The following is a 20825-nucleotide window of genomic DNA, read 5'->3' on the forward strand; positions in this document are numbered from 1 at the left end:
ATCCTATGAAATATATTGTTTCATTAATGTTGGGTGGACTGCTCTCGGCAAGTTCACTCTTTGCACAAAACTCAGCAAATAATGCATTCAGAATGATGAATGGAGCACCTGCTACATCGTCCACGGAAGATATGATTACAGAGATTTCGTCCAGAGAGCTTTTTCTTATGGAGAATTCGATGAACGATTACTCGTCTGCTACATGGACTAGAGATATATACAGGGAAGTATATGATGTAGAAGGCAACGAATCCTTATTTTATCCAACAGTTTCAACCGAAAAGCGTGCTAATTTGTTTTCTCTTCTGATTAATCTTTTATCAGATAATACAATTGCCGCATATAAATTCGAAGATCAACCCGACTTCAATGATGATAGTAAATATACAGCAAAAGAGGTGATGGATCAGAATCGCATTGGATATACAGTAAATAACAATCATACACTTTCTATAAAAAGGGAAGATTTGGCAAATATGCAAATCACTTGTTACCTTGTAAAGGAAAAATGGTATTATGATATTGCAACAGGAAAAGGAGATGTCCGTGTAGAAGCTATTTGCCCTGTGATTTGCGACAGAGGAAGAGAATATCCGATGTTTTGGGTAATGTTTGACGATATTAGTGTATATCTCGCCAGGGCCATATCTCCCGTAGCTGTAGCTAATATTACTCCGGTACTAAGCAATGCCTCTTTTTACGATATCTTCAGAAACAGATATTATAGAGGGTGTATATACCGTGTAGGGGTGCGAGACTTAGCTAAATATTTTACGACCCCTGAAAGTCTTACAAAAGAACGCAAACGTATTGAAAGCGAACTTGACTTTGTGCAATCCCGTTTTGATGCTGTAGCAACAGCTCATCAGAAGAATTAAGGAATTATGAGTTTTATATAGCCGAATTGAAGGGGGGGATCCGTATGGATACCCCTTTTCTTTTGCTAGTCTTTTTGTGCAAATTAAGTTGCAAAAAGGAATCATTGTTGCATTCGCTCTTATCTGTTTTTTATCACAGAGTAAAAAGTACCACAGAATTTTTGTATTATATACTTATATACAAGAAAAAAGCTTAAAAGTTTCCTCTTAAGCTTTCTTTGTGAATAAATATAAGTAATTCTGATTATTTTGGTCTTACAAATACTTTATACTCCCATGCTTTTAGAGACTGGGGTAATTCCGGAACATTCACTCCCGCAAAATAATCGGTATAGCTGCCACGTCCTATGGCGTCATTGCTAGTATAATTGATATCTTTGTTCGATAAGTTGAGCATTACAACAATCTCTTGTCCTGCTCTTTCTCTCGAATATATCAACAGCTCCTTATTTGCAGAAGTATTATATTTCTTGAATGTGCCACCCTGTCCGGCTTGTAACGCAGGATGGGTATGTTTTAATTGATTAAGCTTTTTATAGAACTGTGTTGTGCTATTTTCAGCCCATGAAGGAACCATATCTTTTTCGAAGAATGACAAGCGTTTTTTGAGTCCTACTTCCTGACCTGTATATATCATTGGCATTCCATTCAACGTGTAGGTAAGAACTGCAAACGCTTCAACACCTTTTCCGTAGCGTTCAAACTCTGTTCCATTCCATGAATTTTCATCATGGTTTGTTAAGAAGAGCATTTTATAAGCGTCCGGGCACATTATCGTATCCAGCTTTTGAATATATGATGTAATATCTTCTGCACTCTTTGTTCCTTTGTTTACATCAGCCATCATGTGCATCAACTCCCATGAGTAGTTTGCATCAAATGCGTGTTCCAATAAATCATAATTTTCGGATTCAGCAAGCATAAATACAGGCTTGATGCTATCTAAAGTTTTACGTACATCGTTCCAGAAATCGGTAGGTACTTCATGAGCCATATCGCAGCGATATCCATCTATATTGAAATCCTTTATCCAGTATTTGAGGGCATCTGTCATTGCGGCTCTCATATCTTTATTGTCATAATTCAGTTCGTAGGTATCAGTCCAGTCATACGGGCTTTTGATATTACCAAGACTATCTTTCATATACCAATCGGGATGTTCTGTAGTCCAGGCATTATCGCAACCGGTATGATTTGCAACCCAGTCCAGTATTACTTTAAAGCCCATTTCATGCGCTTTATCTACCAGCTTTTTGAAATCTTCTTTTGTTCCAAATTCAGGGTTGATCTCTTTATAGTCTCTTACAGCATAGTAACTTCCGAGAGTGCCTTTTCTATTCTTTTCCGAAATAGGATGTACAGGCATAAACCAAAGCACGTCCACACCCAGCTCTTTGAGTCGGGGAAGATGTTGTTCGAAAGCGGCAAAGGTTCCCTCTTTGGTATACTGTCTTACGTTAACTTCATATATTACAGCGTTTCGAGTCCAATCCAAGTGTTTGACTGTACATTTCTCTTCTTGCTGTTCTTGAGTGTTTTCTGTTTGAGTTTTTGGTTTACACGCATAGCTGGTAAGAGCTATTAATGTGATTACAAATAATAATTTATTTTTCATAAATATTTATTCTTTCAGATAATTATATTTTCTAATTATTTAGCAGATTCGGGTTTTAAGTTCTTTATGTGAGTCTTCGACAAAGGATACCGATATAGCAGCCAAAAGCATGGCTATCCCTGCAACCACCAACATCATTATAGAGCTGCCGCCAACCACATGTTTTAATATAAGCCCGCCTGTCAGCCCTGCTACGATCTGAGGTATGGTAATCGTTGCATTAAAGATTCCCATGTATAACCCCATTTTGCTAGCCGGTAACACGGCTGATAGTATAGCGTAAGGCATAGCCAGTATACTTGCCCAAGCAATACCGACACCTACCATAGAAACAAGTAATAGGTATTTGTCTTCAAACACATACATAGACATCAGCCCTAAAGCACCAAGCAGTAATGAAAAAGAGTATACTTTTTTTCGACCGAGCTTATCAGCGATTTTAGCCATAAAAATAGCAAAGATTGCCGCAAAGATACCGTATACACCACTTAATACCCCGTTCCAGTTTCCGGCTTCGTTATATGCCGCAGATAGAGGGTCTGTTGTATGCCACACATTCTCTGCAATTCCGCCGATTGCATATACCCACATGATGAAGAGTGCAAACCATGAGAAAAACTGTACTATAGCCAGTTGTAACATCGTTTTTGGGGTGGCTTTGAGTACATCTATAAAAGATTTCTTTTGTTTTTCTTCTTCTGTTATATTATTATATTCTTCATACTCTTTCGGAGCATATTCTTTGACACGAATACTTGTCCATAACACTGTCAGTAAAAGAGCTGAACCTCCTATATAAAAAGACCAGATAACAGATGGTGCAACCCTTTCCCCCACACCGGGAATATTCTGAATACCTATCCAAGTAAGTATAAATGGTAGGAATGAACCAACTACAGCTCCAATGTTTGTAAGGAAGCTTTGAGTTGAATATCCTAGATTTCGTTGTTTGTCATTCACCATATCGCCAACCAAAGAGCGGAATGGCTGCATAGAAACATTAAACGCACAATCCATAAATAACAGCATGAATGCTCCAAAAAAGACAGGAGGCATAATAGCTGCTACAAACTCGGAATTTGGCATAAAGAACATGGCAATTGCCGAAACTATAGCTCCTCCCAAAATAAACGGGATACGACGCCCTAGACGTGTCCATGTACGGTCACTCGACATCCCGATGATTGGTTGTACAATGAGCCCGGCAATAGGGGCAGCCAGCCAGAATAATGGAAGATGATGAGGGTCAGCACCTAAAGCTGATAAGATACGACTTGTTTGAGAACTTTGTAGTGAATATCCGATTTGTATTCCTAAGAATCCGAAACTGAGGTTCCAGATTTGCCAAAATGTTAGACTTGGTTTTTGTTTCATGGTTTGTCCGATTATCTAAATAAACTTATTGTTATTAGCCATCAGACAAATTACGTGTTGTCTGCCTGACAATTAATGAAGTTTTTATTATTTTGTTTTTCCTTGAGGTATTCTCAGGGTTTTCTATTTTTTCTAGAATTAGTTTCATCGCCTCCATTCCGACCTCTATAGGGTGTTGATCCATAGTTGTTAACATTGGGTCGGTATCTTGAGATATATTAGAATTCGAAAATCCACAGATAGATATTTCTTCAGGAACCTTGAATCCCAACTTTTTACAAGCAAGCAATATTCCCGAAGCCGTATAATCATTCATCGCCATGAAGGCATCAGGATGATTGGGCTCTTGTAAGATTTCCATTGCTTTCTCATATCCGAGCTGTTTTGTGTCTGCGGTACGTATCAGTTGTTCATCAACAGGTATCTGATGTTTTCTCAGTGCGTCCAAATAGCCATTTTTCCTATTTTTTGAAATCTCAAGATGCGAAGGAGCCGAAAAGAAGGCTATACGCTTACAGCCTGTTTTTATCATATAATCTACAGCAGTAAGTGTTCCATTGTAGTCGTCCACTACTACTTTATCTGAATCGATTCCGGTACATATCCTATCGAAGAAGATAACGGGAATATCATTGTCTATTAGTTCCTGAAAATGATCGTATTTTGTTGTTGTCTTCGACTGAGAGATTAAAATCCCACATACTCGTGCCTTTATTAGCGTTTGCACATTTCTTGCCTCCTTTTTATAGTCTTCAAGCGATTGGCAAACAATTACATGGTAATCTTTTTCCTCAGCCACTGTTTCCATTCCGGAAAGGACACCCGAAAAAAAGTGATTAGCCAGTTCAGGTACAATAACTCCAATAATATTGTTGTGTTGAGTTCTGAGACTTAAAGCCAACGCATTTGGCTTATACTTATGCTTTTTTGCATAATCCTGTACTATTCTCCGTGTTTCAGGGCTAATGTCCGGATTATCTTTCAGCGCCCTCGATACTGTCGAGGGCGATATATTAAGATCCTTTGCAATATCTTTAATAGTAAGAGGCCCTTTTTTCATGCACTAGAATTTTGATGATACTTTCTATAAAAGTAATCAAAATTCTAATATAAAAACACTTCTTGGTCTAATTGTTAACGTCTCACCATCCAAGTTTATAATATTTTCAGTGATAATATCTTTAGCCTGACTTTTAGGTAGTATTTCTTTGTAAGTAGCCAGATTAATTGTCTTTTCACTATCCGAACCACTTAGTATAACAACTACCGATTTTCCATTATACTTACGCTCATAAACGTAAACGCCATTGGTTGGTGCAAAATGCTTTAGAGTCCCTTTTGCTATTATTTCATTCCCCTTGCGCCAGTTTAATATCTTCTTCATGTAATCGAAGGCCTCGTTTTGTTGAGCCGTTCTTTCATTCGTCTTAAACATATTCACTGCATCACCTTGCCATCCACCGGGGAAGTCGCGACGAAGATATCCATCACCTTCACTTTTGTCTGCCGCCATTAATATTTCTGTACCGTAATATATTTCAGGTATGCCACGAGTCGTTAATAGAAAAGCAATAGCTTGTTTATATCTGTTTAGATTTGATGTTTGTTTTTCATTCTTGAAAAAGCGTGAGGTATCATGATTGTCAAGAAATATCAATAGGTCATGAGTGTTTTCATAAACAATATCTTGTCCTAAATATTCGTATATGCGAGATAGCCCCAAATCCCATGTTGTTTCTTCGTCAAAAGCTTTTTCCATCACAGACAATAGAGGGAAGTCCATTACACTGCGAAGGTTAGAGTTTCTTGGTGCAGCCAGTTTGCTGTCTTTTTGCCAGAAAGCAATGGCAACGTTGTTGTTTAACCAAGTTTCACCTACAATATTGAAATCAGGATATTCTTCTGTAACTTCTTTACACCAGCGAGACATCATATCGTAGTCGGCATAAGGGTGGGTATCTTGACGGATGCCATCAATACCACTATATTCTATCCACCAGATACTGTTTTGAATTAGATACTTTGCTACATGCTCGTTACGTTGATTGAAGTCCGGCATAGATTCAACAAACCATCCGTCAATAGCTAGTTTTTTGTCTGCTGCTGAAGCATAAGGATCATGTTGCGTTGTAGTTTTATAAGATGTTTGAACGTATTTATCCGGATAATTAAACCAGTCTCTGGATGGCTTATCTGTAAATAGATAATGTTCGCTGCCACAGTGATTAAATATCATATCCATAACTACTTTCATACCCTTCGCATGAGTCTTGTCTACAAGATCAACAAATTCTTGGTTCGAACCAAAGCGACGGTCTACTTTGTAGTAGTCAGTTGCTGCATACCCATGATAAGAACCTTCGGGCATATCATTTTCCAGTACTGGATTGAACCAGATAGCTGTCACGCCTAAATCATGTATATAATCCAGATTATCGGCTACCCCTTTGAAGTCTCCGCCATGGCGGGCATATTGTTGATTTCTATCTACTTTGGTTTCAAGCATTCCCGGAATCACATCATTTGTAGGATCTCCGTTCGCAAATCGATCCGGCATGATGAGATATAAAACATCACTGGAGTTAAATCCAACCCTTTCGGATGAACCCGCTTTACGTTGTTTAATTTCATAAGGAATAACTTTCTTGTCTTTACCTTGCTGTAAGATAATATCAAATTTTTCAGGTTGGGCATTCGAAAGATCCAAATATAAAATAAGATAGTTAGGATTTTCAAGCTTTACAGTTTCTTTTATTCTGGCCGTTTTGGAAGTAATACTTACATCACATTTAGATATATTATTTCCGTGAATCAGCACTTGCAGTTCGGGGTTTTTCATTCCCGCCCACCAGAAAGCCGGATCTACAGTCTTTATATCAATTGCTAGAATTGATTGACTTACAAAAACAAGAAGTAATAAAATTAAACAGTTTCTTTTCATCGGTATATTTATATATATAGGTTTATTCTCTTCCGGATGATTTTACCATGTCTTTTACATGTGCATTATATTCTTTTGCATCTAATAATTCCTCTAAACTGAGGTGCATACGATATCTCCAATAATGTTGTGCAATCGCCGGAATGTTTATACGTTCTTCTTCCGGGTTCTCTCTTTTCAGCTTATCATCTATAGATAGCCAATCTTGAAGAGGGAGGATAGCAAGCATTGAAGGCGAATTTAAGTGATTGGTTACAATCTGCGAGCATAACTCAGAATTACAGTCTTGCGGAGCTGCTCCGTTTTTCCATAATATTTGATTGTAATACTTCTGCGTTGTTTCTCTATTTTCGTTCCACCATGCTCTTATCGGAGCCATGTCATGAGTGGATGTAGTACAAACACTCATATATGGCAAGTTGCCCAGATAGTTGAAAGCCATATCTTTAACTTTAGGCATACGCTCTATCTCCAGACTGAGTATTTGCAACTCGTTCATTACAGACGGAACAGACTCCGGAACCATCCCAAGGTCTTCTCCACATACAAGCATGCGTGTAGAAGCTATCAGGCTGGGCAATTTGCTCATAGCTTGCTCTCTCCAGAATTGGGAGTGGCGACGATAGAAGAATTCGTCATAAAGTCTGTTGAACGCGAGTTTAGCATTGTTGTCCAGATCGGCATACGAATGGGTGTACTGTGCAGTAATACGAGGATGATATTTCCAAGGTTCACGTTTATCTTTAATAAACAAGACCTCATTACATAAACTGTACAGTCCGTTTCGTATAACATTGCTTTTATTATCGGTCTTATTTTCAAATAAGGCTTTAATCTTCACTTGAGTATTGCAAGAGTCTTTCAATTTGAACGTTTGCCAAGCAATCGGAGTTAGATATCTATCAATAACGTCTTGAGTATATTCTCCAAATACATCATTTAGGAAATGTTCGTGAATATAAGGACTGGTCATTCTATACTCATCAAACCACATACCCCACGATTGTATTTCTTCCACAGTCATCGGTATCGCTGGGCTAAAATACCCTAAGAGACCTTGTACCGATGATAGAGGTATTTCCCAGATGCGGAAAAATCCTAATATATGGTCAATCCGATATGCGTCGAAATAATCGGCCATTTTGCGGAAGCGCTTTACCCACCATTGGTAGCCGTCTTTTGCCATTTCATCCCAATTGTATGTAGGGAATCCCCAGTTTTGACCGAAAAACGAGAAATCATCAGGTGGCGCACCCGTTTGTACATCCAGATTGAAAAGGTGAGGTTCTACCCATGCTTCAACGCTGTTGCGGCTTATACCGATAGGTATATCACCTTTTAATACAACTTCATGTTGATGAGCATACTCTTTTACTTCTTTTAATTGTATATGTAGCAGATATTGAGTAAAGCAAAGCATCTCTACGCTTTCTTTTGCTTCTTTATTTGATTTTATAAATGCAGTTAACTTCTTTTTATCAAAAGAGTTTTGGGTTTTCCATAAAGAGAAGTTTGCCGTTTTGTACACATCACGGAAGTACGAAAAACAAGCATAAGGGAACAGCCATTCTTCATTTTGCTTATAGAAAGTGAGATAGTCTTTACTTTTGAGGGTTGATGTTCCGATCTCTTTAAATAAATCTTTTATATATGACGACTTAAGTGCTAAAACCTTATCATAGTCTATTTCTTTTAATGCATTTAGCTCTTTAGCCTCACTTTCGTATTTCTTATATAATTTCTCATCCTTGAGTGGATAACTCTTTAAGCCTAAATAGATAGGGTGGAGAGCATAAATAGATATCGCATTATATGGGTATGAATCGATCCACGTGTGCGTGATTGTAGTATCGTTGATCGGTAATATTTGTATGATTTTCTGTCCCGTAAGGGTAGACCAATCAACCATTTTTTTGAGGTCAGAAAATTCACCGATACCAAAGCTATCTTTTGATCGTAGCGAGAATACAGGGATAGATACTCCGGCAGCTTTCCAACTCATCCATTCGTGGCGATAGTCAAGTGCCTCTACTCTTACTGTATCTTCCTTTTCCGCGATAGGAGAGAGTACTCTGTTTGAGCCCTTTTCCCAATGGATTATCTTGTTTTCTGAATTATCGTATATAGCTAATTTATACTCCTGGGGAGTTTTTATAGGGGTTGCATTGATTGCCACTTGCCATTCTCCAAAATTAGCAGGAGTAAGGTGTATCGTCTTTTCGATGTTCCATTCGCCTAAAGCTTTTGACGAACCGGAAAGAACCATCGTTTGATTTTTCTTTATATATGGGCAATTTACCTTGAGTAAAATAGCTTTTTTATAATATTTCAGTTTTGAAGCATTGTCATGATGGAAAAAGCTTTCCGAAAATCCTGAAGTATAAAGATATCTTTGAGATGGAATTCCACGCCATGAATCCAATACATCAAAAGTCTTACTTGAATCCAGTAATAACGTATGAGGATCTCCCCACTCTTGTGCAGTAACTATTTCATTTTCTTTTACAATATAGCGATATTCTATAGATGTATCATTTGTTTCGAAATCAACAATCCATTCACTTGAAGAGGTACATGTCATTTTCAGAGCCTTCTTCTCGTCCCAGTTGCCTAACTCGGGGCAAGATCCGCAGACATAGATGTTTTGTCCCCAGACAGTATGATAGTCGATATGTAACTTTATTTTCATGTTGCAGTTTTTATGGTTATAGATTAATGGTCTTTTTATGCAAAAGAGTATATCTGCTAAACAAAACTACATATTAAAGCATCATACTATAGCTTTAGAGGATTCTTTTTTTATAAAAATGATTTGCAAACGATTGCATTAGAACATAAAAAGCACAGAATCAGTTCTGTGCTTTCAATGCTTCTGTTGATTATTATTGAGGTTGAAAATGTTTTCCGATCTCTTCGAATTGGAATCAGAAACCAAAGCCATCAATGACAACATCTTCTTTCTTTTCTTCCTTAAAAGCTTTACGCTGTTTGTGCTCCTTGTTCCCTTCCACGTATATAGCTCTGTATGGGCGAACTGGACAAATATATTCACAGCCACCACAACCTACGCAGATATCAGGGGTGATGAATGGGATAGTTAAACCTTCGTGACCTTCGTACGGAATCATCGTTACGGCTTGAGTAGGGCAATGCTCTGCACAGGCTCCGCAATTTGTCCCTTCGGTATGAACTACACATATATCTTCGTGAAAAGTCACACGTCCAATTTGAGTCATATGTTTTTCTTCCATCGTAAGCGATTTTAGAGCATGACTTGGGCAAACATCAGAGCAAACAGCACAATTGTAATTGCAAAAACCCTTATCGTAGTTCATCATAGGTTGCATCATTCCCCCTAATCCATATTCCATAAAGGCAGGTTTGATAACTTTTGATGGGCATCGGCTGATGCAAAGATGACACGCTGTACAGTGCTCTAGTAAATGTTCTGCACTTACCGCACCCGGGGGGCAAATAGCATTCTTCCGGATGTACCTACCGTTACCGGTCAACTCAGCAGTTTTGTTTTGGGCATACGCAGCAGGAACAGCTATCGCTGTGGTGAGTCCGGCAAAAAGGAATTGTCTTTTATTTTTATCTGTTTTGTTATCCGCTTCCGCTCTTGTTCCACGTTTTTTCTTGAAAGATGGAGAAAACGCAAGTGCATTTTTTGAGCAAGTGCTTAAACAATTGAAACAATCTACACAACGAGAGTAATCAACAGCGTGATTTTTGCTGTCGATGCACGAAGCTTTACATTTCGTAGCACATGAACCACAGCTGTTGCACAAGCTTTCGTCTATCCTGATTTTAAATAAGGAAAACTTGCTTAAGAAACCCAATACTGTGCCTACCGGACAGATGGTGTTACAATATGTTCTTCCATATCTCCAAGCAAAAAAGCCGATAGTAAAGAATGTAATCAATGCCACAACAAAAGAAAATAGGCTAAGCATGACTATTTCGACTTTATAGAAAGTATAATTGCCAAAGCTTGTAAAAATAGATTCTAAAACATTGTTGCCACCCATATAGACCGGGCGGAATGCATTCGAGATAATTCTTCCCCATGCACTGTAAGGATCTATTAATCCAAGTAGGATAGGGAATCCGGCCAAGAAGGCAATAATTGTCGCACCGAGAACACTCCAGCGAAGAATGTTTTTTGCTTTACTGTAATTGTAGCGTTTCTTTTTCTTTGAGAATAGGCGTCGTTTAGAAAACCAGCTTACAATATCTTGATATATTCCCATTGGGCATATAGACGAGCAGTAGATGCGCCCGAAAAGTAAGGTTAGGATAGCTAAAAAAAGAAGGATAAGCAAACTACCTCCGAGTATTGCGGGAACTAGTTGTATCTGGGCTAACCCGTGAAAACTTTCGGGGAGTAAGGCTGCAAAGTCTAGAAAATAGAATGTTATGAGAGTGAATATCACAATAGATATCCCTACTCGCAAGTACTTAAGCATTTGATGATAGTTATAGTTTAATTATATTTTTATTCTCTTGATGTTCAGTTTTTCAATATCCATTGTTCCCAGTTTTAGCTTTTGTCCGTTAGCCAAGTGACCTACATGGTCGAGTGGCATTTCACGTACCTGACCAAAGAATTTAGTAGCGGCAGTATCTACTGCAACAATATCTTGTGAGACGAACAATCCCTTTGTCGTTACCACGTCGGAGGCCGATCTTCCCTGAGGCCCGTTGGTTTTCACGATACGGTATGCATCCACTACATTCAATACCGGTTTTTTAGAATATGTACACATGTCAGCAATGCATTGTTGCAGTCCGCTTGCATGAAATATTCTTCTATCCCATACAATGCCCATATAGTTTTTCATCGAGATAGTGAGATTCGCTCCACCATGATGTTTGAGTACAGGCACGTTGATCCATGCATCGCAGTCGAGGATGGCTTGATGTATCTTTGTGTTTTTCAGGGTAACACCGTTAGGCAACGACACACTTTTGTAGTATGACTCCTCATGAGCTGGTACAACCTTTGCTCCGGCAGCTTTTGCAGCAGCTTCTATGCCGCTATTCTTGTAGCATTTGAGCCAGTCGTCACAGGTGTGATCAAATACAGTAACTTCTTTAGCTCCGGCAGCAAAGCATTGTCTAACAATTTCACTGACAAGCTTTGGATTCGTATTTCCGGCAAGCTCAGGAGCCTTGTCCCATCCAATGTTAGGTTTAACTACAACTTTATATCCTTTCTTTATAAATTTGCCCATACCTCCCAATTCTGAGATAGCACGTTTAAACATAGCGTCAGGCTCTCCGCCCATTACGGCTACCATATCCACCGGCTGACCTGTTTGAGTGTTTTCAAGCGTTTGGGCCAGTACGTCCATCCCTGCGCTTGTCTTTATTGTTGCTGCAGCACCGGTGATGGCTATTGCTCTTAGAAAATTTCGTCTGTCCATAGTTAATCTTTATTTAATAAAACCTTATTTTAAAATCTTAAATTGACACCACCAAACACTGTTGCTCTAGGCATGGGGTATCCTGAATTTATTTCATACTTCTGAGCCAGAAGGTTTTCTCCTCTTGCAAATATTTCCAGCATGCTTATAGGCTTGTAAGCTGCTCTGATATTCCATAGAGTAAATGTTTCTTTCTTTGCTTCTGTATTTGTCACTTTGTTCTCAAGCACGGTATATAGCCCATCTATAAACTGAATACCTGTAGATAACATCCATTTGTTGTACGAATAGTTTATCCCTGCATATAACTTGTGTTCGGGAGATGCCAGAACTTTATATTTCATATGTAAGAAGCTGTAGTTTGCAGACAGATTTACATGTGGGGCTATTCTATATTGAGTTGCAAATTCCAGTCCATAGTTTTTTATTTTTCCTGTATTTACATTCAATGGCTTGTTGTTTACTATCACGGTTTGTATGCTGTTACTACCGTCTATATAATACAGACTCAGATCAAAATTTAATGCTCTGTTAAGTAGCTTTTGAGATGCTGATATTTCATAGTTCATCAATCGCTCAGCTTTTAAGTCGGGATTCTGAGGAGGGAACATGTACATTTCGCGTATAGTAGGGTTACGAAAACCTTTACTTACGATTCCTTTTATTATTGTATTCTCTGTAGCTATATAACTCACTCCGGCTTGTGGAATGTATTCTGTACCGGTAATGGCATGATGATCTATTCTTATTCCCGCATTCAGTACTACTTTAGAAGCCAGTGTTTGCTGGAAGTTTATATATCCTGCAACTTCATTTATGCTTTTCTTGGCTATGTCTACGTCATCTCTGTTATCCAGAAATTTGTTCCACGCATGTCCTCCGAAATGTTGAAAATCGAATCCTGCGGTTGTTTGGTTTCCTTTAAAGAAGCTGTAATTCTGGTAGAGGGTGATACCTACCATCTTATCGTTCGATCTGAACCTATAATCTTTGGCTTCTTCTGTAGGCGGATACCCGTCATTGATCTTGTGCGAGCCGAAGTTGTAATAGAGTTTAAGAGCTCCTGATGTTTTCTCGTAGTTATTTTCAAGAGAAAAGGATGTTACTCCACGGGTAATATCGGCATCATTATCGATGACCGGACTATTCACCGCTCCGGGATTTGAGGCTTTGAAATTAGTCAAGTCAAGATCAATAAAAGTTTTCCAGTTTGGAGTGAAATCATAACCGACTTTTGCATATCCACTATATTGCTCAAAATCCATATTTTCTCGCTGTCCGTCCGAACGGTTGTAACTTAAAGATACGTAGCTGCTGAACTTACCCGAACGAATAGCATTGTTCGCCTCTGTACTGAGTGTGTTGTATGAGCCATACATGGCTCTAACGTTTGTCTTCACTCCATTTTGCAGTTGCTTTCTGGTAATAATGTTGATCACCCCACCCATTGCATTCGATCCGTACAAAACGGAGGCTGGTCCACGCACTACTTCTACTCGTTCTACCATTAATGACTGATACGAATCGGCTAGGGGATGTCCCATCAATCCCATATATTGTGGGTGTCCGTCTATCAACATCAGCATTTGTGTGGTAGGGCTTCCGCCTATACCACGTATTGTCATACCTCCGGCAGATCCTGCTGCAACACCGTAGCCCATAATGCTTCGTGAAGTAACGAACAAACCCGGGACTTCTTCTGTAATTATAGGTAATAATGATTGTTCAAACCGACTCTCGATTTGTTTACTTCCCACTATGCTTACACTCATCGGGAGATTATTGATATTTACCGCCGGACGGGTTCCGGTAACGATAACATCTCCTAGTTGGATAGAATCCTTAGGTGCTGAAATCGGATTGTTATCTATGGCATAAGTAAGCTGGGCAAATAATAAAACAGAAGCAATGGCACTAATTGTTTTCTTCATTCATTTTTATAATAGCCACGGGAACTTGAAGCAATCTTCATCATATAGGGCATAATCTGCTTTTCCGTTTACCGCGAATGTTTTAACTAGTCTGGCACCTTCGAGCAACTTACATGCCAACGCCAGAGATGCGCCCGTCTTCACTCTGTCTTCTACCAGCAATATAGATTTGCCTTTGAAGTCGAAGTCGATGGGAGCTATCAATTGCGGACTTTCATATTTGGGCTTTTGGTAAGCGTCGCGTAGGTTTATTTTTAACAGATGGATATCGATATTTAGTCTTTGATTGAGAATAGCAGCAGGTATTATGCCTCCATTAGCGATAGCGACAATCATATCGAAGCTTTCATAAAAAGCAATGTCGCGGAAGCGTTCTAATACTTCCGAAAAAGACTTGTTGTCAGACATTTTTGTATCTTATATTTTAGCGATAACCTTCAGTAAAGCGTACCCCCCGAATATTTGTATTAACATTCCCGGAATACCAATACGGAAATCTTGTACTGCTGTAAAGAAATCTTTTACGATAGCCCATTCTATCAATGTGCCTGCTATCTGATATGTCAAAACAGCGGCAATTATTCCTAATAGAGAAATTTTTCCGAGTCGATGTGCTGCATAAGCTGCTGCCCCTGCTAATAAGGTAGACTTGATTAGTATGGCAGGGAGTAAAGCCACCGGAGGCATACCGAATAAAGCACTATTAATAAGTGGAGATAATATTGCAGTTAACAAACCAACCCGTAGACCGTATTTGTACGCTGCTATCAGAGTGAAAAAGTATATAGGAAGCCAGGTTAAGCCTCCACCAGGTATCAAATGGCATATCTGAGGAAGTGCAATGTTTCCGACAACGAATAACAATGCAAACAAATATGTTTTAATCTCTTTGTAAGTTAAGGAATAAAGTTTTACTGTTGTTTCCATAATTATAGTAAATTAAAGTATATGTAATTATTTATTTTATTCGTTGTCCTTTTCCGGATACCTGAGCCGGAATAAATATAAGTTTATGTAAAATAATGAGGAGTGTTATTTTATCTTACTGGCATTCTCTATATTGGTGTTAACGAATACAATACTAAAAATAATTATTGAAACGAACAAATATTATAATATCTTTTCACTTTTAGGCATAATGATTATAGTATCAGCGTAAAAATAGAAATTAATAATCAAACCTTCTATAATATCTGATAAAATATTTTTTCTTCTCGAAGCTTAATGCATAGATATTTTAGTATATCTATTTTAACTTATGGCGCGAGACGCTCAACTTCCCAAACTCCATCTTCAAGCACATATTGTATTCTGTCGTGCAGTCTGTTGCTGCGTCCTTGCCAGAATTCGATAAGATAAGGTTTAACGATATATCCTCCCCAGTTTTGAGGACGGACTATATCTTTGTCTTTAAACTTAGATTCATATTCTTTTATCAGTCCTTCCAAGTATTTTCTATCGGGTATCGCACGGCTTTGGGGTGATGCCCAAGCTCCCAACTTGCTCTTTGCCGGACGGACTTCGAAGTAAGAGTCTGATTCTGCATCTGACGTTTTTTCAACAATACCTTCTATTCTTACTTGTCTTTCCAATTCATTCCAAACAAAAGTTAAGGCACAGTACTTGTTTAGTGTAATTTGATAAGCTTTCTTGCTATCATAATTAGTAAAAAAAACGAATCCTTGTGGTTTAATCTGCTTGAGTAGTATCATACGCGAAGATGGTTTCCCATCGGGAGTTGCTGTTGCCAGATTCATCGCATTTGGTTCAAGTGCTTTCGCTATAATAGCTTCGTTAAGCCATTGTTCGAACATATCCATTGGGTCGGATAGGACATCGCTCTCGTCTAGTGTTTTTAAAGTAAAATCTCTTCGTATATTAAATAAATCTGTCATAAATTATGGTTAAAATAGTAGTGAGTTTATTATTGTATATATAAGATAACAAAAAAGCAGTCTTTTTGTTGTTTTTTTATTTCTTTTTGGTTGTTAAGGTTTTGATATGCAATTTATTACATTTTTATTTTGCTCTTTGTTTATCATCTTTTTTTTTGTTAAAAGGTGACAAAAGTGACACATTTTACTTCCCTTTATCTTGTCACTTTTTCTACTTCAGTATTCGTAAATATTATTTGCGGAAAGCTTGTGTATAATAAGATAATAGTTGTGTATAAAAATGAAAAATCCTCACTGACATCACGTCTGCGAGGATCTAGATCAACTAAAAAAACTATCCAATAGAAAAGTTATGCCAAACAAAGTGTATTAATACTTTTCTTTTGTCTCTTGCTGTATCTGTTGCATTGTTCACAGACACTATATCCTAATAATATTCCTAATATAAAATCTTCTTCAGGTGTTAATAAGTTCAACGGTTTGTCTCCACATATTGCGTTGGCTACTAAGAGGCATTCCTCTTTGCCGAAAAAGACATTTATATTACCGTTTTTCAGATGGCTTATTTTATAATTAATCGAGTTTTTTCCCAATTTCCATCTGACTTTATCTTCATATTCTCCGGGTAGTGTACACAGTACCAAGCTGCGCACCCCTTTTTTGTATTCGTAAATCAGGTGAAAGAAAACACGCATATTGATTTACTTTGTTAAATTGCTTTTTTAAGGTCTTCTGTCCAAATTGCAATGCGTTGATCTGTAAGGTTCGACTCGTTGTCGTTATCGATGAGCAAACCAAGAAATTCGCCGTCAACAACAGATTCAGAACTGTCGAAGGTATATCCCTCTGTGCTTACCTTACCGATTAGCTCGCAACCTTTACCCTTTATTACACTGTATATTTTTGATAATGCGTCGCCAAATGTATCGCTATATGAAGATGAATCACCACATCCAAACAGAGCTACTTTTTTACCATTCAGATCGGCAGCCTTTACTTTGTCGATATAGTATTCCCAATCGTCTTGAAGGTCACCCAATCCTAATGTTGAAGAACCGAATAATATTACATCGTAAGCTGAAAAGTCTGTGTTAGCCTTTGATACATCATGTAAGTCAGCCTTGCTTACTTCCAGTTTTTTTGCTATTTCTTCCGCTACTTCTTGTGTATTGCCTGTTGTTGAGCCGTAGTATATTCCTATTTTTGACATTCTGATAAATTTAAAATGATTAAATATCTAATTTTCTGTTTACAAAGTAATGACAACCAAGAAATGTATACAATACCAAGTAATAATGATATTTATGTCACTTTTTCACTATTTATAAGTAGGAATCATCGGTTGATGTAAGATTATCAGTTATATAAACAAAAAAAGCAGCCTGATTATCAGGCTGCTTTCTCTATGTTTTAAACTTGTTTCTTAAGCTTCTGCTTTAGGAAGTACAGAAACAAATGATCTGTCGTTTCTTTTTTTGCGGAAAACCACTGTACCATCTACAAGAGCAAATAATGTATGGTCTTTACCAATACCTACATTTTCTCCCGGATGATGAGTTGTTCCTCTCTGACGAACTATGATGTTTCCTGCTTTTACAACTTCTCCACCAAATGCTTTAACGCCCAATCGTTTACTTTCCGATTCACGGCCGTTTTTCGAACTACCTACACCTTTCTTGTGTGCCATTGTCTTCTGTTTTTAACTGATTAAGCAATAATTTCTTTTACTATAACTTCTGAAAATTGTTGACGGTGACCGTTTAGTTTACGGTGTCCTTTTCTTCTTTTCTTGTGGAAAATAAGAACTTTATCACCTTTTGCTTGAGAAACAACCTCAAGAACTACTTTTGCGCCATCTACAGTCGGTGTGCCTATTGTTACTGTGCCGCCGTTGTCAACTAATAATACTTTATCGAACTCAACTGTTGAGCCATTTTCTGCATTGATTCTATGAACAAACAACTTTTGGTCTTTTTCAACTTTCATTTGTTGTCCTTGAATGTCTACAATTACGTACATCTGTTTTGTTATTTACAGGTTATGTGCCTGAGGCGAACCGTTTTATATACAGTTTCTTGTTAGCCTATTAGCAATCGGGTGGCAAAGATAATCAATCTCTACTAAAAATTAAAATATTTGTGGAAAAGATTATCGTATTTCTTTGATTTTTAATTCACCTGTCAAGTCATTAGGGATTGTTGCGGGGTCTACTCCCATAATGGTAACGATGTTTCTAATGTCTTGTGAGGTTACTTTACGGTAAGTAGTGAGGGTATTGGGCGTTATAAGGTATTTACTAGCCGCTGTGCCTCCATGCAATGAACTTTGTATAAATATAGAGTCTCCTTTAGCTTCATATGTGTCGGTAGACTCACTGATAAGTCCGTCAGAGCCCGAAGATCCTTTTTTTCTGATCGTAGTTTTTACATTTAATTCAGTAAAAGCTCTGGTTGTTTGATTTTCTTTTAAGTCCAGACTGAAAACAGTATTTAGCATATTGTCGAAGTTGGAATCGGATGTTTTTATTGTCTGCTCGCGCATTAGCCATTCGCCCTGTAAGGTTACGGCTTCCTCCTCGTTGTCTCCGCATGATGTCATCAAAGTGCAGGCGGTCAGTAAAATTGTAAAGGATAGGATGAAATTCTTCATTGTAATGTGTTCGTTATGCAAATATTTGTGGTGCAAATATATACATATTTTACTTAATTATATATAGCTCACGCTTTTTATAAGACTTTAAAACCGAAATTAACAAAAGTGTTTAGTTTGTTGTGTTTTTTAGTTTTATTGTCATAATGAGATTTAATAGTGTTTTTTATTAACAAAAAGTCTTATTTATTTTTTATTTACGAATAAAATGATATAAATTTGCCAGACTGTTCAAATTTTAAACAAAACAGGTGATAAATATATGTGTGGATTTGTAGGAGCTTTTGATTTAATACAAGATATAAGCGTTTTGCGGGGGCAGGTTCTTCGCATGGCAAAAAAAATCCGTCACCGCGGTCCGGATTGGTCGGGGATATATTGTGGTGAGAAATCTATTCTTGCTCACGAAAGATTGTCTATTGTAGGAGTAGACTCTGGTAAACAACCTCTTTATAGTAAAGATGGTAATTTGGTTTTGGCTGTCAATGGTGAGATCTACAATCACAAAGAAATAAGAAGTCGCTATCCCGACTACGAATTTCTTACACACTCAGACTGCGAAGTAATCCTGGCTTTGTATAAAGATAAAGGGGTTGATCTATTTGAGGATTTAAATGGCATCTTTGCTTTTGCGCTTTATGATGTTGAAAATGATATTTGTCTTATTGGACGTGACCATATGGGTATAATTCCTCTTTATATGGGGTATGACGATCATGGACAATTTTATGTGGCAAGCGAATTAAAAGCTTTGGAAGGTGTTTGTCCCAACGTGCAGGAGTTCTTACCCGGTTATTATATGTGTAGTGCCGAGGGGAATGAATTGAAGCGTTGGTATAAACGTGACTGGATGGAGTATGACAATGTAAAAGATAATGAGTCTGATGAAAATGAGTTGAGAGTAGCTTTGGAGAGCGCTGTGCATCGCCAATTGATGTCGGATGTTCCTTATGGTGTTTTACTTTCAGGGGGATTGGATTCGTCTATAATATCAGCTATCGCAAAACGATATGCAGCTCGCAGGATAGAGGATGATAACCAGACCGAAGCTTGGTGGCCTCAACTGCATTCATTTGCTGTTGGGTTGAAAGATTCTCCGGACTTGGTGGCCTCAAAAAAAGTGGCAGAATATATCGGAACGGTGCATCATGAAATAAATTTCACGGTCGAAGAGGCTCTTGATGCCCTCAGTGATGTGATTTATCATATCGAAACCTATGATGTTACTACCGTTCGTGCATCTACCCCTATGTATTTGTTGGCTCGTTTTATAAAATCGATGGGAGTGAAAATGGTGCTTTCCGGCGAAGGTGCAGACGAGTTGTTTGGTGGTTACTTATATTTTCATAAAGCTCCCGATGCAAAAGCTTTTCATGAAGAAACTGTACGGAAGTTGGATCGATTGCATTTGTACGATTGCTTGCGTGCGAATAAGTCGTTAGCTGCATGGGGTGTAGAGGGGCGTGTGCCTTTTCTCGATAAAGAATTTATGGATGTTGCTATGCGTTTAAATCCTCAGGATAAAATGTGTGGTAATGGTAAAATAGAAAAATATATATTAAGAAAAACATTTCAGGATTATTTGCCTGAAAGTGTTGCTTGGAGGCAAAAAGAGCAATTTTCAGACGGAGTTGGCTATAATTGGATAGACTCGTTGAGGGAAATGGCTGAAAAGAAAGTCTCGGATAAGCAGATGATGCATGCTTCGGAGCGTTTTCCGATCAATCCTCCAATGTCAAAGGAAGAGTATTGGTATCGTACAATGTTTGAAGAGCATTTTCCATCAGCTTCGGCTGCTCATACGGTTCCGTCCGTTCCGTCCGTCGCCTGTAGTACGGCTGTGGCACTGGAGTGGGATGCGTCTTTCAAGAATAGAGTTGATCCGTCAGGTAGGGCGGTGAAGGCTGTTCATGCAGAAGCATATGATAAATAGTATATTTTAAGGAGGTGGTTGCCTCCTTTTTGTTTTATTCTTATCGGTAAAATAAGAGAAATGAAAAACAATTGATTATCGTGATTGTTTTTATTTCGAAATTAAGTTTTGATTCGAGAGGAATAGTGGCATATAGTTGAAAAGGATGTTGTGTGAGAAGTATTTTGTTGCAGAATTTTT

The 20825-nt window shown here is 38.0% G+C and carries 18 protein-coding genes; 2 read left to right on the forward strand and 16 right to left on the reverse strand.

The window, feature by feature from the left end; genetic code table 11:
- The first annotated feature begins 5 nt into the window (after nucleotides 1-5).
- Nucleotides 6-878, forward strand: coding sequence for a type IX secretion system ring subunit PorN/GldN (gene porN, locus E4T88_RS02135; protein WP_135103830.1), 873 nt, complete (start codon nucleotides 6-8; stop codon nucleotides 876-878).
- A gap of 244 nt (nucleotides 879-1122) precedes the next feature.
- On the opposite strand, the gene E4T88_RS02140 is transcribed toward porN, so the two are convergent.
- The 16 genes from E4T88_RS02140 to E4T88_RS02215 form a co-directional block, all read right to left on the reverse strand.
- Complete coding sequence (locus tag E4T88_RS02140) at nucleotides 1123-2493, reverse strand: alpha-amylase family glycosyl hydrolase (RefSeq protein ID WP_135103831.1); 1371 nt, start codon at nucleotides 2491-2493, stop codon at nucleotides 1123-1125.
- A 39-nt stretch (nucleotides 2494-2532) separates the two neighbouring features.
- Nucleotides 2533-3867, reverse strand: coding sequence for an SLC45 family MFS transporter (locus tag E4T88_RS02145; RefSeq protein ID WP_135103832.1), 1335 nt, complete (start codon nucleotides 3865-3867; stop codon nucleotides 2533-2535).
- A 34-nt stretch (nucleotides 3868-3901) separates the two neighbouring features.
- Nucleotides 3902-4927 (reverse strand): LacI family DNA-binding transcriptional regulator, encoded by a 1026-nt coding sequence (locus E4T88_RS02150; protein ID WP_135103833.1) that lies wholly within the window; start codon nucleotides 4925-4927, stop codon nucleotides 3902-3904.
- Nucleotides 4928-4963: 36 nt separating this feature from the next.
- Nucleotides 4964-6808, reverse strand: a complete 1845-nt coding sequence (locus E4T88_RS02155; RefSeq protein WP_135103834.1) for a glycoside hydrolase family 13 protein — start codon at nucleotides 6806-6808, stop codon at nucleotides 4964-4966.
- Between the two features lie 22 nt (nucleotides 6809-6830).
- Nucleotides 6831-9497, reverse strand: a complete 2667-nt coding sequence (locus E4T88_RS02160) for a 4-alpha-glucanotransferase (protein WP_135103835.1) — start codon at nucleotides 9495-9497, stop codon at nucleotides 6831-6833.
- A gap of 235 nt (nucleotides 9498-9732) precedes the next feature.
- Nucleotides 9733-11277, reverse strand: coding sequence for a 4Fe-4S binding protein (locus tag E4T88_RS02165; protein ID WP_135103836.1), 1545 nt, complete (start codon nucleotides 11275-11277; stop codon nucleotides 9733-9735).
- Nucleotides 11278-11298: 21 nt separating this feature from the next.
- Complete coding sequence (locus E4T88_RS02170) at nucleotides 11299-12237, reverse strand: DUF362 domain-containing protein (RefSeq protein ID WP_135103837.1); 939 nt, start codon at nucleotides 12235-12237, stop codon at nucleotides 11299-11301.
- A gap of 29 nt (nucleotides 12238-12266) precedes the next feature.
- Complete coding sequence (locus tag E4T88_RS02175) at nucleotides 12267-14168, reverse strand: TonB-dependent receptor plug domain-containing protein (RefSeq protein ID WP_135103838.1); 1902 nt, start codon at nucleotides 14166-14168, stop codon at nucleotides 12267-12269.
- A gap of 6 nt (nucleotides 14169-14174) precedes the next feature.
- Nucleotides 14175-14576 (reverse strand): phosphoribosyltransferase, encoded by a 402-nt coding sequence (locus E4T88_RS02180; protein WP_135103839.1) that lies wholly within the window; start codon nucleotides 14574-14576, stop codon nucleotides 14175-14177.
- Nucleotides 14577-14585: 9 nt separating this feature from the next.
- Entirely contained in the window at nucleotides 14586-15095 is a 510-nt protein-coding gene (locus E4T88_RS02185) for an ECF transporter S component (protein ID WP_135103840.1), read from the reverse strand.
- A 329-nt stretch (nucleotides 15096-15424) separates the two neighbouring features.
- Nucleotides 15425-16063 carry a pyridoxamine 5'-phosphate oxidase gene (gene pdxH / locus E4T88_RS02190; protein WP_135103841.1) on the reverse strand — a complete coding sequence of 213 codons (639 nt, stop codon included), beginning with the start codon at nucleotides 16061-16063 and terminating at the stop codon, nucleotides 15425-15427.
- A 350-nt stretch (nucleotides 16064-16413) separates the two neighbouring features.
- The gene (locus E4T88_RS02195; protein ID WP_006842452.1) at nucleotides 16414-16758 is read right to left on the reverse strand and encodes a DUF2023 family protein; all 345 of its coding nucleotides are present in this window, start codon (nucleotides 16756-16758) and stop codon (nucleotides 16414-16416) included.
- 14 nt (nucleotides 16759-16772) lie between these two features.
- On the reverse strand, nucleotides 16773-17273 hold the full coding sequence (fldA, locus tag E4T88_RS02200; RefSeq protein WP_135103842.1) for a flavodoxin FldA: 501 nt from the start codon (nucleotides 17271-17273) through the stop codon (nucleotides 16773-16775).
- A gap of 213 nt (nucleotides 17274-17486) precedes the next feature.
- Nucleotides 17487-17750 (reverse strand): 50S ribosomal protein L27, encoded by a 264-nt coding sequence (gene rpmA / locus E4T88_RS02205; protein WP_006842455.1) that lies wholly within the window; start codon nucleotides 17748-17750, stop codon nucleotides 17487-17489.
- A 20-nt stretch (nucleotides 17751-17770) separates the two neighbouring features.
- Nucleotides 17771-18082: a 50S ribosomal protein L21 gene (rplU, locus tag E4T88_RS02210; protein ID WP_135103843.1), complete on the reverse strand. Its 312-nt coding sequence runs from the start codon at nucleotides 18080-18082 to the stop codon at nucleotides 17771-17773.
- A gap of 129 nt (nucleotides 18083-18211) precedes the next feature.
- The gene (locus E4T88_RS02215) at nucleotides 18212-18712 is read right to left on the reverse strand and encodes a hypothetical protein (protein WP_135103844.1); all 501 of its coding nucleotides are present in this window, start codon (nucleotides 18710-18712) and stop codon (nucleotides 18212-18214) included.
- Nucleotides 18713-18974: 262 nt separating this feature from the next.
- Between E4T88_RS02215 and asnB the strand changes: the two genes are divergently transcribed.
- Entirely contained in the window at nucleotides 18975-20645 is a 1671-nt protein-coding gene (gene asnB / locus E4T88_RS02220) for an asparagine synthase B (RefSeq protein WP_135103845.1), read from the forward strand.
- Nucleotides 20646-20825 lie beyond the last annotated feature (180 nt).

This window comes from Dysgonomonas mossii (assembly GCF_004569505.1).
Taxonomy (GTDB): domain Bacteria; phylum Bacteroidota; class Bacteroidia; order Bacteroidales; family Dysgonomonadaceae; genus Dysgonomonas.

Coding starts and splice junctions, on each gene's coding strand:
- porN (WP_135103830.1), top strand. CDS start 6: ATGAAATATATTGTTTCATTAATGTTGGGTGGACTGCTCTCGGCAAGT.
- E4T88_RS02140 (WP_135103831.1), bottom strand. CDS start 2,493: ATGAAAAATAAATTATTATTTGTAATCACATTAATAGCTCTTACCAGC.
- E4T88_RS02145 (WP_135103832.1), bottom strand. CDS start 3,867: ATGAAACAAAAACCAAGTCTAACATTTTGGCAAATCTGGAACCTCAGT.
- E4T88_RS02150 (WP_135103833.1), bottom strand. CDS start 4,927: ATGAAAAAAGGGCCTCTTACTATTAAAGATATTGCAAAGGATCTTAAT.
- E4T88_RS02155 (WP_135103834.1), bottom strand. CDS start 6,808: ATGAAAAGAAACTGTTTAATTTTATTACTTCTTGTTTTTGTAAGTCAA.
- E4T88_RS02160 (WP_135103835.1), bottom strand. CDS start 9,497: ATGAAAATAAAGTTACATATCGACTATCATACTGTCTGGGGACAAAAC.
- E4T88_RS02165 (WP_135103836.1), bottom strand. CDS start 11,277: ATGCTTAAGTACTTGCGAGTAGGGATATCTATTGTGATATTCACTCTC.
- E4T88_RS02170 (WP_135103837.1), bottom strand. CDS start 12,237: ATGGACAGACGAAATTTTCTAAGAGCAATAGCCATCACCGGTGCTGCA.
- E4T88_RS02175 (WP_135103838.1), bottom strand. CDS start 14,168: ATGAAGAAAACAATTAGTGCCATTGCTTCTGTTTTATTATTTGCCCAG.
- E4T88_RS02180 (WP_135103839.1), bottom strand. CDS start 14,576: ATGTCTGACAACAAGTCTTTTTCGGAAGTATTAGAACGCTTCCGCGAC.
- E4T88_RS02185 (WP_135103840.1), bottom strand. CDS start 15,095: ATGGAAACAACAGTAAAACTTTATTCCTTAACTTACAAAGAGATTAAA.
- pdxH (WP_135103841.1), bottom strand. CDS start 16,063: ATGACAGATTTATTTAATATACGAAGAGATTTTACTTTAAAAACACTA.
- E4T88_RS02195 (WP_006842452.1), bottom strand. CDS start 16,758: ATGCGTGTTTTCTTTCACCTGATTTACGAATACAAAAAAGGGGTGCGC.
- fldA (WP_135103842.1), bottom strand. CDS start 17,273: ATGTCAAAAATAGGAATATACTACGGCTCAACAACAGGCAATACACAA.
- rpmA (WP_006842455.1), bottom strand. CDS start 17,750: ATGGCACACAAGAAAGGTGTAGGTAGTTCGAAAAACGGCCGTGAATCG.
- rplU (WP_135103843.1), bottom strand. CDS start 18,082: ATGTACGTAATTGTAGACATTCAAGGACAACAAATGAAAGTTGAAAAA.
- E4T88_RS02215 (WP_135103844.1), bottom strand. CDS start 18,712: ATGAAGAATTTCATCCTATCCTTTACAATTTTACTGACCGCCTGCACT.
- asnB (WP_135103845.1), top strand. CDS start 18,975: ATGTGTGGATTTGTAGGAGCTTTTGATTTAATACAAGATATAAGCGTT.